The sequence below is a fragment of the Microbacterium sp. No. 7 genome (genome assembly GCF_001314225.1).
Lineage (GTDB): Bacteria > Actinomycetota > Actinomycetes > Actinomycetales > Microbacteriaceae > Microbacterium.
Genome location: NZ_CP012697.1, coordinates 4,170,969 through 4,185,883, shown reverse-complemented (window position 1 = coordinate 4,185,883; position 14,915 = coordinate 4,170,969). Strand labels below are relative to the sequence as shown.

14 protein-coding genes are annotated in these 14,915 nt (G+C 71.9%); 6 read left to right on the top strand and 8 right to left on the bottom strand.

Annotation, left to right across the window (positions count from 1 at the left end):
• Window positions 1-48: 48 nt before the first annotated feature.
• Window positions 49-1,113, top strand: coding sequence for a glycosyltransferase (locus AOA12_RS23280; protein ID WP_054686393.1), 1,065 nt, complete (start codon window positions 49-51; stop codon window positions 1,111-1,113).
• A 102-nt stretch (window positions 1,114-1,215) separates the two neighbouring features.
• Here AOA12_RS23280 and AOA12_RS19280 read toward each other — a convergent pair whose 3' ends face one another.
• The 3 genes from AOA12_RS19280 to AOA12_RS19270 all read right to left on the bottom strand — a co-directional run bounded on the left by AOA12_RS19280 (window position 1,216) and on the right by AOA12_RS19270 (window position 4,228).
• Window positions 1,216-1,551, bottom strand: coding sequence for a DUF4286 family protein (locus AOA12_RS19280; protein ID WP_054686392.1), 336 nt, complete (start codon window positions 1,549-1,551; stop codon window positions 1,216-1,218).
• A gap of 18 nt (window positions 1,552-1,569) precedes the next feature.
• Window positions 1,570-2,520: a VOC family protein gene (locus AOA12_RS19275; RefSeq protein WP_054686391.1), complete on the bottom strand. Its 951-nt coding sequence runs from the start codon at window positions 2,518-2,520 to the stop codon at window positions 1,570-1,572.
• Between the two features lie 76 nt (window positions 2,521-2,596).
• Window positions 2,597-4,228: a flavin-containing monooxygenase gene (locus AOA12_RS19270; RefSeq protein ID WP_054686390.1), complete on the bottom strand. Its 1,632-nt coding sequence runs from the start codon at window positions 4,226-4,228 to the stop codon at window positions 2,597-2,599.
• Between the two features lie 233 nt (window positions 4,229-4,461).
• Here AOA12_RS19270 and AOA12_RS19265 point away from each other — a divergent pair, with 233 nt between their 5' ends.
• A complete protein-coding gene (locus tag AOA12_RS19265; protein ID WP_156366588.1) occupies window positions 4,462-5,232 on the top strand; it encodes an SDR family NAD(P)-dependent oxidoreductase in 771 nt (256 codons plus the stop codon).
• Window positions 5,233-5,246: 14 nt separating this feature from the next.
• Entirely contained in the window at window positions 5,247-6,188 is a 942-nt protein-coding gene (locus tag AOA12_RS19260) for an SDR family NAD(P)-dependent oxidoreductase (protein WP_054686389.1), read from the top strand.
• Window positions 6,189-6,249: 61 nt separating this feature from the next.
• Here AOA12_RS19260 and AOA12_RS19255 read toward each other — a convergent pair whose 3' ends face one another.
• The 4 genes from AOA12_RS19255 to AOA12_RS19240 are packed head-to-tail and all read right to left on the bottom strand — an operon-like array spanning window position 6,250 to window position 8,899.
• A complete protein-coding gene (locus tag AOA12_RS19255) occupies window positions 6,250-6,957 on the bottom strand; it encodes a TetR family transcriptional regulator (RefSeq protein ID WP_054686388.1) in 708 nt (235 codons plus the stop codon).
• A 37-nt stretch (window positions 6,958-6,994) separates the two neighbouring features.
• The gene (locus AOA12_RS19250; protein WP_054686387.1) at window positions 6,995-7,495 is read right to left on the bottom strand and encodes an HtaA domain-containing protein; all 501 of its coding nucleotides are present in this window, start codon (window positions 7,493-7,495) and stop codon (window positions 6,995-6,997) included.
• Between the two features lies 1 nt (window position 7,496).
• Window positions 7,497-8,087, bottom strand: coding sequence for a carboxymuconolactone decarboxylase family protein (locus AOA12_RS19245; RefSeq protein WP_054686386.1), 591 nt, complete (start codon window positions 8,085-8,087; stop codon window positions 7,497-7,499).
• Window positions 8,088-8,143: 56 nt separating this feature from the next.
• The gene (locus AOA12_RS19240) at window positions 8,144-8,899 is read right to left on the bottom strand and encodes an SDR family oxidoreductase (RefSeq protein WP_054686385.1); all 756 of its coding nucleotides are present in this window, start codon (window positions 8,897-8,899) and stop codon (window positions 8,144-8,146) included.
• 187 nt (window positions 8,900-9,086) lie between these two features.
• Here AOA12_RS19240 and AOA12_RS19235 point away from each other — a divergent pair, with 187 nt between their 5' ends.
• The gene (locus tag AOA12_RS19235) at window positions 9,087-9,932 is read left to right on the top strand and encodes an IclR family transcriptional regulator (protein ID WP_054686384.1); all 846 of its coding nucleotides are present in this window, start codon (window positions 9,087-9,089) and stop codon (window positions 9,930-9,932) included.
• Window positions 9,933-10,109: 177 nt separating this feature from the next.
• Here AOA12_RS19235 and AOA12_RS19230 read toward each other — a convergent pair whose 3' ends face one another.
• The gene (locus AOA12_RS19230; RefSeq protein ID WP_442922247.1) at window positions 10,110-11,621 is read right to left on the bottom strand and encodes an IS1182 family transposase; all 1,512 of its coding nucleotides are present in this window, start codon (window positions 11,619-11,621) and stop codon (window positions 10,110-10,112) included.
• A gap of 331 nt (window positions 11,622-11,952) precedes the next feature.
• Between AOA12_RS19230 and AOA12_RS19225 the strand changes: the two genes are divergently transcribed.
• A complete protein-coding gene (locus AOA12_RS19225; RefSeq protein WP_054686383.1) occupies window positions 11,953-13,203 on the top strand; it encodes an NAD(P)/FAD-dependent oxidoreductase in 1,251 nt (416 codons plus the stop codon).
• 14 nt (window positions 13,204-13,217) lie between these two features.
• A complete protein-coding gene (locus AOA12_RS19220) occupies window positions 13,218-14,909 on the top strand; it encodes a diflavin oxidoreductase (protein ID WP_197280990.1) in 1,692 nt (563 codons plus the stop codon).
• Window positions 14,910-14,915: the final 6 nt, after the last annotated feature.

Sequence of the window (14,915 nt, the reverse complement as noted above, 5' to 3'; positions counted from 1 at the left end):
ATCTCGGCGGGCTGTGCGGGCGAGGAGCAGGCGCAGTAGGCTCCGGTCATGGCGGGTTTCCTGTTCCTGACGTGGAACGGCGGGGGAACGACGGTGCCCGTGCGCGCGATCGCGGGCGAGCTGCGGGGGCGCGGCCACGACGTGCGCGTGCTCGGCCACGCGGTGCAGGCGGCGCAGTTCGGCGATGCCGGCATCCCGTTCTCCCCCTATCCGCGCGCCGGGGGGTTCGAGGTGGGGTCGTCGCCCCGGAGGCTGCTCGCGCTGATGCGCGATCGCGACGCCGCCCGTGACGTCGACGACGAGCTGGATGCGCGCCCGGTCAACCTCGTCGTGGGCGATGCGCTGCTGGTCTCGACGCTGAGCGCCCTGCGGCGCCGTGGTCAGCGGTACGCGCTGCTCGAGCCGACGGTCGACACGCTCCTGCGGGTCAGGATGCGGCAGTCGGGGCCGATGCTGCGGCCCGTCGGGCTCGACGTGCGGAGCGCGCTCGACGGAGCGGATGCCGTCGTCGTCGCCTCGGTGCGCGAGCTCGACCCGCGCGCCGGCGCCGACGCGCAGCACGTCGGCCCGATGGTGCGGGCGGTGGCGGCGCGGGCGGAGCGGCCGACGGTGCTGCTGAGCCTGAGCACCTTCGGGTTCCCGCACCTCGCCGACACGTGGCGGCGCCTGATGGGCGCGGTGTCCGGCATGCCCGCGCGCGTCATCGCGACGACGGGGCCTGCCCTCGACCCCGCGGAGCTGGACGCCCCGCCGAACGTCGAGACGCATCGCTGGGGCGATCACTCCGAGATCATGCCCGGGGTCTCCGCGGTCGTCACGCACGGGGGACACGGCACGACGATCGCCGCGCTCGCCCACGGGGTCCCCGTGCTCGTGCTGCCGCTCGACGCGACCTCCGACCAGCCGGGCATCGGCCGGATCGTCGAGCGGGCCGGCGTCGGCATCCGGCTCCCGCGCCGTGCGCCGGCGGCGACCACGCGCGCCGCGATCGAGCGCCTGCTGCACGACGACGACCTGCGCCGCCGCGCGAGCGAGCTGGGCGCACGCATCCGCGCCTACGGCGGCGCGCCCGCGGGCGCCGACGCCCTGCTCCGCGCCGCGCACGGCACCTGACCCACGCCCCGCGCGACACCCGTGCCCGCACGCGACACCCTGCCGAGATGGTGGGTTTCTCGGTGAGAAACCCACCATCTCGGCAGGGAAAGGAAGCGAGGGTCAGGGGGTGTGCGGGGGGCCGAGGGGGGTGAGGGCCGCGACGATCAGCTGGGTGCCGTCCTGGGCGGTGGTGGGGGTGAAGTCTCCGCCGAACAGGGCGTTGCGGGCGTCGACGGCCGAGCCCGACACCTCGTACACGGTCGCGTAGCGGAACGGCGCCACGGGGCTGGGCGCGTCGGCCACCTCGTAGCGCTGAGCGCCCGCGAACTGGGGCAGCCGGAGGATCTCGGGGATGTGGGTGCCGGAGTACCAGTCGTTGAACTCGTCCTCCTTGCCCTCGACGGCGTTGACGAAGGCGATCAGCACCTCGCGCGGTGCGTCCTGCGGTGAAGTCATCGGACGGTGCCCTTCGTGTCAGGCCCCCGCGACGCGCGCGTCGCCGGGGATCGTGTCGGTCGTGAAGCCCCACGGGATGCCGAGGCTCGTGGCGGGGTCGGTGACGAGCCCCGTCGCCGTGCGCCGCGCGATGCCGACGTTCTGCGCCTCGAGGTGCCGCTGCACCCGGTCGAGGTCGACGACCGTGAAGGTGATCGCGTGGTAGGTGTCGAACGGCTCGTCCGCGGCGTCGGCCGCGGCGGCCGACCCCTCGTCGGCCGTCGCGTACTGGATGACGGCGTCGGCGAGCTGCACGTAGGGGCCGCTGGTGTCGCGCAGCTCGTCGCGGCCGGTGTGGATGACGGTGCCGCCGAGCACGTCGACGGTCAGCCGGAGCGCGCGGTCGGGGTCGCTCGTCACGATGGTGTGGTGCGACGTGCGCACGATCCCGAGCGGGTCGTCGTCCTGCACGGGCGGGATCGTCCAGCCCGGCGTGCAGCGCGGGTCGGCGGGGAAGGGGAACGTCTCGAAGAAGTGGTAGCGGATGCCGGCGTCGTCGCGCAGGCTGTGGAACGGCGCGAGGCCGCCCGGCCACTCGGGCGCGGTCAGCTCGACGTCCTTCGAGGTGACGACGCGGATGCCGCGGCGGCGGAGCTCCGCGTACAGCTCGCCCACCCCGTCGACGTACCAGCCCGTGGTCTTGAGGTGGCCCTGCGCGACGTCGGGGTAGCGCTGCTCGCCGTCGGTGACGTAGCGCCGGGGGTCGAGGGTGTCGAGCAGCACGTCGGCGACCGCCGTGAAGGTCGAGTAGTCGGTGGCGTGGTTGGGGCTCGCCGCCCCCGCCATGATGGTCGAGATGTTGGTGCTCGGGCGGCCGAAGACCCGCTCGTAGAACTCCTCGGCCTCGTCGAGGCTCGGAACGTGGAGGGTCGGATGGAACATCATCCTCACGGCGTACGGACGGTCGGTCGAGTCGACGGGACCGGTCATGGTTTTCACCTTCTTCTTTGAAAATTCTCGCGCGGGGTGCGGACCGAGCACATCGGTCCGCACCCCGCCTGGAGCACTACGCGGTAGCCAGCACCTTATCAGGAGTTGTAAGCACTCCTTCGTAATCACTGGCGACGAGCTCGTCGATGAACTCGAGCAGCTTCGCGCGGCCGCCGGGGTTCATCAGGTACTTCGCGGGCTTGCCGGCCACGTTGGCGCCGTAGTAGTGGCTGTGCTTCTTCGAGAACGTCACGGTGGGCGCGAGGGTCTCGACCATCTCCATCCACGCGTCCTGGTGCGCCTGGGTGGGCTCGAACACGGTGGCGCCGCGCTCGCGCATCTCCACGAGCAGCCGGTTGATGAAGTCGGCCTGGTGCTGCCCGTAGCGCGGGTAGTTGCCGCCGCCGGCGCCGTGCGGGCCGCCCGGGAGGAAGAAGTTCGGCAGGCCGTGCGCCGACAGGCCGAGGTAGGTCGACGGTCCGTCGGCCCAGTCGGTGGAGAGGTCGAGGCCGCGGCCCTTCACGCCCATGCGGGTGAGCTGGCCCGTGCCGAAGTCGAACCCGGTCGCGTAGACGATGATGTCGTACTCGCGGTGCCCGGCGGTCGTCTCGATGCCGGTCTCGGTGACGCGCACGATCGGCGTCTCCTGCAGGTCGACGAGCGACGCGGCGGGGTTGTTGAACGCCTCGAGGTACCCCGTCACGAACGGCGGGCGCTTGGCGCCGTAGAGGTGGTCCTTCGGGATGAGGTGCTCCGCGGTCCACGGGTCCGCGACGATCGAGCGGACCTTGTCGGCGAGGAAGCGGCAGAAGTCGGCGTTCGCCTCCGTGTTCGTCGTGAGGTCGAGGTAGTTCATCGTCAGCTTGCCGAAGCCGGGTCTCGTCCAGACCTCCTCGAAGAACTGCTGCCGCTGCTCCGGCGTCTCGTCGGCCCAGTAGCGGCCGGAGAACTCGTGCAGGAAGCCCGACACCGTGCTCATCAGCGTCTCGGCGATCCGGTCGAAGTTCTCGCGCAGCTCGACCTGCTCCTCCTCGGTGATCGGGCGGTTGTTCAGCGGCGTGACCCACGTGGGCGTGCGCTGGTACAGGTCGACGTACTCGACCTGGTCGACGATCGCGGGCAGCGTCTGGGCGCCGCTCGGGCCGTTGCCGATGATCGCCACGCGCTTGCCGGTGAAGTCGAGTTCGACGTCGGGCCAGGCGCCCGTGTGGTACGCGATGCCGCGGAAGTCGTCGATGCCCTCCAGCTCGGGGTAGTGCGGGTACGACAGGCCGCCGGTCGCGGCGATCACGAACCGCGCCGTGAGCTCGAGGCCCTTCTCGGTCGTGACGGTCCACGTGCCCGTGGCCTCGTCGTACACGGCCGAGTCGACGCGCTGGCCGAGGCGGATGTCCTTGCGCATGTCGTAGCGGTCGACGACGTGGTTGAAGTACTTCTCGATCTCGACGCGCGTGACGAAGTGCTCGCTCCACCGCCAGTCGTGGAACAGCTCGCGATCGAAGATGTAGCCGTACGTGTAGCTCTCGGAGTCGAAACGGCATGACGGGTAGCGGTTCCAGTACCAGACGCCGCCCACGCCGTCGCCCGCCTCGAGGAGCGTGACGGAGAAGCCCCGCTCGCGCAGCTGGTGGAGCTCGTAGAGGCCGATGACACCGGCGCCGATCACGATGACGTCGACGTCGATCTCGCGCACCGCGGATTCGCTCATTTCTTGCCCTCTTTCCTGCCGGCGTCGGTGCCGGATGAGAGATAGTTAAGCACAAGTGCTCAAAACTGGCAAGGATCTTTTCGGATGCCGGGGTGCGCGCGGCGAGGTCGCGAGCGGCCAGGCGCGCGTGTCCGTCGCCGCGGCGACCCTTGCGCTATTTCCACATTCGTGCTGAAATTGCGCCACGTGCCTTCGATGCCGAAGCGCGACGATGAGTGAGTCAGGAGTCATCCGTGTCTACGAGCGCCCCCGAGTACATCAGCCTCAGCCTGGAAGGGAGGACCGCCCTCGTCACCGCGGCCGGGTCCGGGATGGGCAAGGCGATCGCCCTGCTGTTCGCAGCGCAGGGCGCCCACGTGATCGCCGCCGACCTCAACCCCGAGGCCGTCGCCGCGACCGTGGACGAGATCGCCGCGGCGGGGGGATCGGCCGAGGCGCACACGGCCGACCTCAGCAGCCCGCCCGCCGTGGAGGCGTTCGCCGAGGCGATCCTCGCGACGCACACCGTGATCGACGTGCTGCACAACCACGCCGGCATCCGCGGCCCGGGCGGGTTCGACTACGACCAGGCGAGCTGGGACGCCGCGATGACGCTCAACCTCTGGGCGCCGATGCTGCTGACGCAGCGCTTCCTGCCGCTGCTGCGCGCGTCGTCCTCCGCGTCGATCATCTTCACCGCCTCGACTGCGGGCCTCAAGGCGGTGCCGAACCTGCCGGTCTACTCCGCGACGAAGGCGGGCGTCATCCAGTACATGAAGTCGATCGCGGTGCTCCTCGGGCCCGAGGGGATCCGGGCGAACGCCATCTGCCCCGGCGCGACCGACACGGCGGGCATGCGCCGCAACAACGACGACGCCGTCATCCAGGCGGTGATCAACCACGTGCCGCTGCGGCGGATGGGCCAGGCCGAGGACGACGCCGCGCTCGCGCTCTTCCTGGCATCCGACGCATCGCGCTACATCACCGGGGTCGCCATCCCGGTGGACGGCGGAGCGATCGTCTGAGCGGGGGGACGGAGATGGAAGCGAAGCAGGAGTTCCGGTTCGCGGGCCGCGCCGTCGTCGTCACCGGCGCCGGCCGCGGGCTCGGCCGCGCGCACGCGCTCGAGTTCGGCCGGCGCGGCGCGATGGTCGTCGTCAACGACCTCGGCGGCAGCAAGGAGGGCGACGGCAGCGACGCCGGGCCGGCCAACGAGGTGGTCGCAGAGATCATCGCCGCCGGCGGCATCGCCGTCGCCGACACCAACGACATCGGGAGCGAGGACGGATGCCACGCGCTCGTCGGCACCGCGATCCGCGAGTTCGGCCGGGTCGACGTCGTCGTCAACAACGCGGGCATCTCCCGGTGGGCGAGCTTTCCCGAGGCGGATGCCGAGAACCTCGAGCGCACGCTCGACGTGCACGTGCGCGGCTCCTGGCACACGACCCGCGCCGCGTGGCCGCACATGGTGAAGCAGGGCTACGGCCGGGTCGTCATGACGACCTCGACGGGCATGTTCGGCCTCCCCGACAACCTCGCCTACGCGACGGCGAAGGGAGCGCTCATCGGCCTCACCCGCAGCCTCAGCATCGCCGGCCGGCCGGCCGGGATCGCCGTCAACTGCATCGCGCCCAACGCGGTCACGCGCCGGGGCACGTCGCAGACGCCGAACAGCCTGAGCGAGGCGCCGCCCGCGTCGCCGCACCTCGACGCCCTGCAGACCTCGCTCGTCGCGCCGATGGTCGCCTACCTCTCGCACGAGAGGTGCGACGTGTCGGGGGAGATCTACGTCGCCGGCGCCCGGCGCTTCTCGCGGATGTTCCTGGGCGTCACGCGGGGATACCTGCACGAGGGCGAGGGCGACCCCGGCATCGAGGACATCGCCGCCCACTGGGACGAGGTGAACGACCGCGCCGACTACTACGTGCCGACGAGCCTCGACGACTGGGCGGCGCGCTTCCTGGCGCACGTCGGGTCGTAGCCCGCTCCGTCGAGACGGGGGCGTGCGCCGGCGGCGCGCGCCCCCGTCTCGCGTTCGGCGGCTATCGCCCCCGGGGGTCCGTGTCGACGAGCGGCGCGACGAGCCCGGCGCTCAGGAACGTGACGAGGTCGTCGAGCAGCACCTCGACCGGCGCCGGCAGGTGCGCGCGCTTGCGCTGCGTCGACTGGTAGCGCGCGAGGGTGTGCACGGCGCTCGTCAGGGTCACCCACCAGCGCTCGTCGAGCACGGGCTCCGGGATGCCGGGGGCGAGGCGTCCCACGAGCGTGCGCAGGGTGCCGACCGAGACGCCGGCGTGGATCACCCCGGTGTCGGAGAGGCCCTCGTACCCGCCCTCCTCGGTGATGAACCGGGAGAGGAAGGCCAGGTAGTGGTTGTCCTCTTCGAGGTGGATCGCGAGCGGCCATACGAAGGCGCCGACGATGTCGCGCACCTCGGGGCGGGTCTTCGAGAGGGCGAGGTCGGCGACCATCGCGGCGCGGCGCACCTCGCTGGCGGCACCGCGCAGCTCCAGGATCTCGTGGATCAGCTGGGTGCGCTCGCCGAAGTGGTACTGCACGACCGCGTGATTGCGCTGGCCCGCGGCGATGCCGATGTCGCGCAGCGGCACAGCGGCGATGCCGCGCTCGGCGAAGAGCCGTTCGGCGGCCATCAGGATGGCGGCGCGGGTCGCCTCGCCGCGGGAGTTGGATCGCTCGCCGGCCGTGCGCGCCGTGCTGCGGCGCGCGGGAGGCACGACGGATTGAGACATGCGTCTTAGACTATCCGCTCGCCGCGCGGCGAGCGGACTACGCGCGCCGGGTGACCGCGGCGCCGACGCGCACGGTGAGCGGGGCGAGCTCGGTGCCGGGCGCGTAGGTCGTGCCGAACAGCTCCGACCCCTCGGGCGTGAGCCTCGGCGCGGGGAAGCGCCAGACCAGGTCGCCGTCCGCCTCGTCCGGCTCGGCGGCGTCGAGCGTCGCCAGCGGCATCCGCCGCGCCCCCGAGTCGGTCTCCAGCGAGAGCAGCCCGCCGTGCGGCGACACCTCGAGCTCGGGGTTCGGGAGCAGCACCGAGAGGAACCCGTTGTGGGCCTCGAAGGCGACCGTGCCGGCGAACCGCAGCCGCCACGTGTCGTCGTGACGGTCTGCGGCTCGCAGCGGGAAGACGAACGCGAAGTCGTCCTCGACGCGCGCCTCGCCGGCGGTGGACAGCGTTCCCCGCGCCACCACCAGCACGTAGCGGACGAACGACTCCTTCACTCCCCAGCGCAGGGAGCCGGCGTCGTCGCGCGCGTCGTCCGCGGACATGTCAGCGCGCGCCGCCGCGCGGACGGTCGGCGGGGAAGCCCTTCAGGCCCGGGTCGAGCTGGAGTCCGAGAGTGTTGAAGGCGAGGCAGTGCATCTCGTAGGTGCCGACGAGGAAGACGAAGTCGATCAGCTGGGGCACGGAGTAGTGGGCTGCGAGCGCGTTCCAGGTCGCGTCCGAGACCTGCCGGTCGCCGATCATCTCGTCGATCGCGCGGATGGCGATGCCCTCGGCCTCGGCCCATTCGATCCCCGGGCCGTCCGACAGCGCGTCGATCTCGGCCTCGGTCAGCCCCGCGACCCGCCCGATGCGGCGATGCTGCGCCCACTCGTACTCGCCGCCGCCGAGCCACGTCGTGCGGATGATGGCGATCTCGCGGAGCCGGTCGGAGATGCTCGGGTGCTTGAGGTGGTTCGAGAACGGCATCCATCCCTTGACGAGGGGCGGGTTGTTCGCGTAGATGCCGAGGATGTTCGACGAGGGCCCGGGAGGGGCTCCCGGCTCGGGGCGCTTCGCGCCGATGATGGCGATCGCGTCCCACATCTCGTCGCTCCACTGCTCGGAGGGCAGCGGCTGGATTCGTGCTTCGGGCATCGGTTCTCTCCTGGTCTCGTCCCTGGTGTCGTCGCTGGTCTCGTCGGTGCCCGGCCTCAGCCGATGAACGATCCGCCGTTGACGCTGATCGCCTGTCCCGTCACGAACGACGCGTCGTCGGAGACGAGGTAGGAGACGGCGGCCGCGATGTCCTCGCCGCGGCCCATGCGGCCGACCGGGATGTGCTTGGCCATCGCCTCGGGCGGCGGCATCGTGCCGGCCTCCTGCTTGCGCTGCGTGCTGCGCGACTGGATCGACGACGGCACGACCGTGTTCACGGTGATGCCCGACGAGGCGAACTCCACGGCGAGCGCCTTCGTGAGCGCGAGCTGGCCGCCCTTCGAGGCGGCGTAGTGGGCCATGCGCGGGGCGCCGCGCTGCGCGCTCGACGACGACACGAGCACGACCCGGCCCGCCTGGGCGGCCACGAGGTCGGGGAGCGCGGACTGCACGGTGTGGAACGTGCCCGTGAGGTTGATCGCGATCGTGCGATCCCACTGCTCCTGCGTCATCTCGAGGAAGGGCTGCTGCTCGGCGATCGCCGCGTTCGCGACGACGACCGAGAGGGGGCCGAGCTCGCTCCGTGCGGCGTCGATGGCGGCGTCGACCTGGGCGCGGTCGCTGACGTCGGCACGGTAGCCGCGCGCGGTGCCGCCCTGCTCGGCGATGCTCGCGGCCGCGGCTGCGGCGCCGCCCTCGCCGCTGCTGAGGATCGCCACCCGGAACCCGTCGTGCGCGAGCCTCTCGGCGATCGCGAGTCCGATGCCGGCCGATCCGCCTGTCACGACCGCGACGCGGCCGTTCCCGGTCATCGGTTCTCCTCGCGGGGCGTGCGGGCGATGTTCACCGTCGTCATGTGTGCGTCCTTGGTCTCATGCGGTAGTGTTTTTTATAACAGAACAGCTGTTCGGTTGTGTCGCGAGATCAAGGATGACGGGTGAAGTTGACGTCTGTCAAGCGGTACGCCGAATCGCGCAGCGGTGAGCGAGGATGTAGCACATGAGAACCCAGGCCGGACGGGACGAGACCGCCGACGCTCCGGACTCGCCGGAGGCGAGCCGTCGGCGGCAGCCGCTCGCGCGCGGGATCGAGCTGCTGACGCTCATGGTCGACAGCGACCAGGACACGCACGGCGTGCGGGAGCTCGCGGGCCGCCTGGGCGTCGTGAGCCCGAGCACCGTGCACCGGCTCATCACCGACCTGGAGCGTCTGGGCCTGGTCTCGCGCACGCCGTCGGGCGCCTATCGGCTCGGGCTCGAGTTCCTCCGCCTCGCGTGGACGACGACGAATCGCTTCCCGATCCAGGAGGTCTCCAGCGACACGCTGCAGGAGCTCACGGACCAGAGCGGCGAGTCGTCGTTCTTCGGCGTCTACAACGAGCAGCGGCGTCAGATGATGTTCACCCTCACCGTCGACTCGCCGCATCCGCTGCGCTACACGCTGCCCCGCAACGACTGGCTGCCGCTGCACGCCGGCGCGAGCGGCCTGGCGATCCTCGCCTTCCTGCCCGAGGCGATCCAGCGCGAGATCGCGCTGGGCCCCCTGCCCGCCCTGACCGACCGCACGCTCGTCGACGCCGACGAGCTGTCCGCCCGGCTCGACATGGTGCGGCAGCAGGGCTACGCCATCACCCACGGCGAGCGCATCGAGGGCGCGATCGCGATCGCCGCGCCGGTGTTCGGCGCGTCGGGCGTCGTGGGCGTCGTGGGCATCTCGCTGCCCGAGTCGCGCTTCAACGCGGCGCACTCGACGTCGCTCGCGGGGCTCGTGCGGCAGGCGGCCGACCGCATCACCGGGTACATGACCGGCGCCCGCGACCCGCACACGGGAGTGCCGCGCTCCTAGGTGCGCGGGTCAGAATCGGGTGGCGTGGCGCGCGGCGTTGACTCTGGCATCGCGCGCTGACGGTCGCGAACGGGAACGGGCGGGCCGTTGCGGTGTGAGAGCGTGCGGGATCGCACGGCGAGGGGCTCGTGGCGACTGTCGGTGCGTGCTGTGACGCCCCGGGACCCCTGGGGAGGCCTATGCGGGCGCCAGCCCGGCGGCTGTAGCGACGCGGAGCTTGCGGAGGTTGTGGCAGATCGTGTGGAGTAGCCATTCGCCTTGGGCGCCGGCGAGTCCGCGTAGCCGGAGCTGTCCGGCGTTTTGCCGGGTCTTCATCTGCCCGAACGCGGGTTCAACGATGGCTTTGCGGCGCGCGTAGTCGGTGCGGCCCTGCTCGGTGCGCAGCGCGTGCGCCATCCGCTCCCGCCGGCTCGCGTCCTCTGGGGCCGGGTCCGGGGCGCCGGCGGTAGGGAAGCTCTCGCCGTGACGTTGCCGTCCCGTCGCGATCAACACCTGTGCGTCCAGATCGTCGGCGGCTTCGAGGTTGGCTTCCGAGCAGTAGCCCGCGTCAGCGAGGACGACCTCTGGGGAACGCTCGATTCCTGCCGCGTCGAGGTTCCGTAGGGTCTGCTCGGCCATCGGGACGAACTGCTGGATATCGGTGGCCTGCTGGGTGACCTCGGCGCTCAGCACGATCTGGTGGCCCTCATCGACAACGGCCTGCGCGTTGAACGCGTAATCGAAGCCGCGGACCGTCTTCATCATCCGCGCCTCAGGATCGGTGAAATTGCGTTGCGCTTTCGGCTTCGGCGCCGCCGTGTCCACTGCAGTCGCGACGGCCGCGTCGGCCTGTTCAGGGGGCTGACCGGCGGCGTCGGCCTTCTTCCGCGCTACGGCTGCCGCCTTCTCGGCGGCGTCGGCCTCGATCGCGTCCTTCGCGGCACGTAGTTTTGCCAGGCGCCCCTCACGGCGGGCCAGCTCCGGGGCGACCTCGTCCCCGCGCCGGTCCTGGCCGAACTGCTGATCCTCGGCCTCATCGACCGCCTCCGCCTCGGCGAGCAGCGCAGCGACCTCGGCTTGGAGCTGATCGATCTTCGGCACGATCCGGTCGTAGCTCATCGCCTTATGCCGCGACGCGTTCGCGGCCAGCTTCGTGCCATCCAGCGCGACACGCCCCAACCGCACCAGCCCCGCCTCCGCGCAGACCCGCAGCACCTGCAGGAACAACCCCGGCAGGGCATCCAGGTGACGCCGACGAAACCGGGCCAGCGACCGGTAGTCGGGCGCCTGGTTGCCCGACAGCCACCGGAAGGCGATATCGCGCTTGCAGCGCCGCTCCAACTCACGAGACGAGGTCACGCCCGTCGCGTACGCGAACAGCAGCAGCTTCAACATCATCCGCGGGTCATACGGAGGCGCACCCGAGGCGGACGCGTACGACGCGTAGACCGGCGTCAGATCCAAGAGCTCTTCGACGACCTCGGAGATGAACCGGGCCTCATCATCCTCGTCCAGCCAGTCATCCAGACTCGGCGGGAGCAGGAAACACTGCCCCTGGTCATACCCACGGAACGTCTTGCCCGCACCCGCCGGTGCAGCCGAGCCCGGCGCCCGCGCCTCACCCGGCTCGACCTCGAACAGACCCTCCAGGCTGGCAGTCACCGTCATGAATCGATTCTCCCAGCACCCCGCGCTATCCACCGGATTCACCCCGGCGCGTTAACGGAAGGATCTGACCCACGCACCTAGGCGAGGGTCCGCCGGGCCCTCCGTCGCGGCCGTCCTCGCCTCTTGCGGGCGCCCGCTCTTCGTACCTGCCTCGCGCCCGCCTGCGCGACTCGAGCTCGTCGCGGGGCTCGTCACACGATGACGCTCGCGCATCCGATTGTTGACATCGGCGCGCCCGCGGAACATACTGGTGTTGCGTAATATCGGTCGACTGTTCCGTAATACAAAACAGTCACCGACCGACACGCTCTCCCACGAACGCCGACGATCGGCGCTTCGCGGATCCGGACAAGGAAGTGAGGACGGCGAAGGAATGAACACCGTCGATACCGAGCGTCGCGTCGTGGTCGTCGGCGCCTCCCTCGCGGGGACCCGCCTGGTGCAGGGCCTCCGCGCGCTCGGCCACACGGGGCCCGTCACGCTCATCGGCGCCGAGGCGGAGCTTCCCTACGATCGCCCGCCCCTGTCGAAGGACCTCCTGACGCGCGAATGGTCCGACGAGGCCGTCGCCGCCGTGCGCCTCGCCTCGGCGGAGGAGCTGCGAGACCTGCACGTCGATGTGCGCCTCGGCACCGCGGCCGTCTCGCTCGACACCGGCGCGAAGACGGTCGCGCTCGACGACGGCGCCGTCGTCGGCTACGACGTGCTCGTGATCGCGACCGGTGCCGTCGCGCGTCCGTCGCCGTGGCGCCCGGCGTCGGGCGTCCATCAGCTCCGCACCCTCGGCGACGCCCGTGCGATCGCCGAGCGGCTCGCCCGCGGCGGCCACCTCGTCGTGGTCGGCGGCGGCTTCATCGGCACCGAGATCGCGGCCGCCGCCCGCTCCCGCGGCTGCGACGTCACGATCGTCGACCCCCTGCCGGAGCCGATGGCCCGCCTGGTCGGCTCCGAGATCGCGGGCACCCTCGTGCAGCTGCACGCGCGCCACGGCGTGCGCACCCTCTTCGGGCGCGGCGTCGTCGGCATCGACGGCGAGGAGGGCGCGCTCACGGTCGCCCTCGACGACGGCGAGCTCCTCGCCGCCGACGCGGTCGTCGTGGGGATCGGCTCCGTGCCGTCGACCGGCTGGCTGGAGGGCTCGGGCATCCTCGTCGACAACGGCGTCGTGTGCGACGACCGGCTGCGCGCCGCCGGCGCGCCCGACGTCTACGCCATCGGCGACGTCGCGCGCTGGCCGCACCCGGGTCACGGCGTCGCGGTGCGCGCCGAGCACTGGACGAACGCGAGCGACCAGGCGCGGTATCTCGCGGCGGCGCTCGTGCAGGGCGACGCCGGGCCGTACGAGCCCAGCGACTACGTGTGGTCCGATCAGTACGACTGGAAGGTGCACACGGTGGGCCGGCGCGATCCCGAGGGCCGCTCGACCGTCGTCGGCGACCTGGCCGGGAACGGGCAGGTCGCCGTGATCCACGCGGACGCCGCCGGCGTCGCGTGCGGCGCGGTGACCGTCAACTGGATCCGCGCGCTCAACCAGGTGCGGCGGATGCTCGCCGCGGGCGCGACGGCCGAGACGGTCGTCGACGAGCTTTCGGCGGCGCCCGCGCGAGCGCGCGCCGGTGCATGAGAGGAAGGCGACCGATGTCTGTTGTGGAAGTCGATGAGGCCCGCGCCGCCGAAGGCGCCGCCCCTCCCGCCGGCGCCGGGATCGCGCTGCCCGCGACCCTGCGCATCCTCTTCGGCACCGAGATGGGCAACGCCGAGCTCGTCGCCGACAACCTCGGCGACGCCCTGGGCGCCCGCGGCGTCGAGACCGAGTGCGTCGCCCTCAACGACCAGCCGGTCGACGAGCTGGCCGGCCTCGGCGTCGTGCTGATCGTCACCTCGACGAGCGGCGAGGGGGACATGCCCTACACCGCCGACAAGTTCTGGCGGAGCCTGACGGCCGCCGACGCGCCCTCGCTGGCCGGGCTGCACTACGCCGTGCTCGCCCTCGGCGACAGCGGCTACACGTACTTCTGCGAGGCCGGCGTGCGCGTCGACGCCCGGTTCGCGGAGCTCGGTGCGACCCGCATCGCCGACCGCGTGGACTGCGACGTGAGCTACGTCGAGCCCTCCGACGCCTGGATCGCCGCCCGCGTCGCACAGCTCGTCCCCGCCCCGGGCGGCGCGGACGTCGCCCCCGATCCCGCGCCGCGGCCGGCGGCGGCCTCGACCTCGCCGGTGCCCTCGCCGTGGACCCGCGACACCCCCTTCGAGGCGACGCTCACGGCCGCGCGGCTGCTGTCGGCCCCCGGCAGCGCGAAGGAGATCCGGCACTACGAGCTCGACCTGTCCGGCAGCGGCATCGACTACCAGCCCGGCGACTCCCTGGCCGTCGTCCCCGTCAACGACCCCGTCGCCGTCGACCGCTTCCTCGCCGCCGCCGGGCTCTCCGGCTCGGAGAGCTACGACGGCGAGCCGGTGCGCTCCCTCGCCGAGCAGCGCTGGGAGCTGCGCTTCCCGTCGGGCCGCCTCCTCGACGTCGTCGCGAGCCGCGCGCCCGAGACCGCGCTCGGCCGCGGCATGACCGCCGACGGGCACGCGGCCGGCGAGGAGTGGGTGCGTACCCGCAGCGTCAGCGAGACGCTGCGCGAGCTGCCCGTCCCGCTGCCCCTCGACGAGCTCGGCCCGCTCATGACGCCGATCCGGTACCGGGCCTACTCGATCGCCTCCAGCCCCCGCACCCACCCCGACCAGGTGCACCTCATGGTCGCCACCCAGCGCAACGCCGGCGACGCCGCGCTGCCCTCGGGCGTCGGCAGCGGCTTCCTCGCCGATCGCGTGCGGCCCGGCGACACGGTGCGCGTGTTCCCGTTCCCCAACCGCACCTTCCGGCTGCCGGCCGACCCGGCGACCCCGATCGTCATGATCGGCCCCGGCGTCGGCGTCGCACCGTTCCGTGGCTTCCTCGCCGACCGCGCGCAGCACGAGGACCGCGGGCCGGCGTGGCTGTTCTACGGCGACCAGCACGAGGCGACCGACTTCAGCTATCGCGACGAGTGGGAGGCCCTCCTGGCCGACGGCGTGCTCACCCGCCTCGACACCGCGTTCTCCCGCGACGGCGCCCGGAAGCTGTACGTGCAGGACCGCATGCGGGAGCACGGTGCCGAGCTCGTCCGATGGCTGCGCGACGGCGCTCACCTGTACGTCTGCGGCGACGGCAAGCGCATGGCCGCCGACGTGGACGCCGCCCTGCTCGAGCTCGCCGTCGCCGAGCTCGGCGAGACCGCCGGCGCCGAGCTCGTCGAGCGGCTGAACCATGAGAAGCGCTACCTGCGCGACGTCTACTGACACCGA

What these genes read in the sequence shown, in the direction of transcription:
- AOA12_RS23280 (WP_054686393.1), top strand. Translation starts at nt 49, where the DNA reads ATGGCGGGTTTCCTGTTCCTGACGTGGAACGGCGGGGGAACGACGGTG.
- AOA12_RS19280 (WP_054686392.1), bottom strand. Translation starts at nt 1,551, where the DNA reads ATGACTTCACCGCAGGACGCACCGCGCGAGGTGCTGATCGCCTTCGTC.
- AOA12_RS19275 (WP_054686391.1), bottom strand. Translation starts at nt 2,520, where the DNA reads ATGACCGGTCCCGTCGACTCGACCGACCGTCCGTACGCCGTGAGGATG.
- AOA12_RS19270 (WP_054686390.1), bottom strand. Translation starts at nt 4,228, where the DNA reads ATGAGCGAATCCGCGGTGCGCGAGATCGACGTCGACGTCATCGTGATC.
- AOA12_RS19260 (WP_054686389.1), top strand. Translation starts at nt 5,247, where the DNA reads ATGGAAGCGAAGCAGGAGTTCCGGTTCGCGGGCCGCGCCGTCGTCGTC.
- AOA12_RS19255 (WP_054686388.1), bottom strand. Translation starts at nt 6,957, where the DNA reads ATGTCTCAATCCGTCGTGCCTCCCGCGCGCCGCAGCACGGCGCGCACG.
- AOA12_RS19250 (WP_054686387.1), bottom strand. Translation starts at nt 7,495, where the DNA reads ATGTCCGCGGACGACGCGCGCGACGACGCCGGCTCCCTGCGCTGGGGA.
- AOA12_RS19245 (WP_054686386.1), bottom strand. Translation starts at nt 8,087, where the DNA reads ATGCCCGAAGCACGAATCCAGCCGCTGCCCTCCGAGCAGTGGAGCGAC.
- AOA12_RS19240 (WP_054686385.1), bottom strand. Translation starts at nt 8,899, where the DNA reads ATGACCGGGAACGGCCGCGTCGCGGTCGTGACAGGCGGATCGGCCGGC.
- AOA12_RS19235 (WP_054686384.1), top strand. Translation starts at nt 9,087, where the DNA reads ATGAGAACCCAGGCCGGACGGGACGAGACCGCCGACGCTCCGGACTCG.
- AOA12_RS19225 (WP_054686383.1), top strand. Translation starts at nt 11,953, where the DNA reads ATGAACACCGTCGATACCGAGCGTCGCGTCGTGGTCGTCGGCGCCTCC.
- AOA12_RS19220 (WP_197280990.1), top strand. Translation starts at nt 13,218, where the DNA reads ATGTCTGTTGTGGAAGTCGATGAGGCCCGCGCCGCCGAAGGCGCCGCC.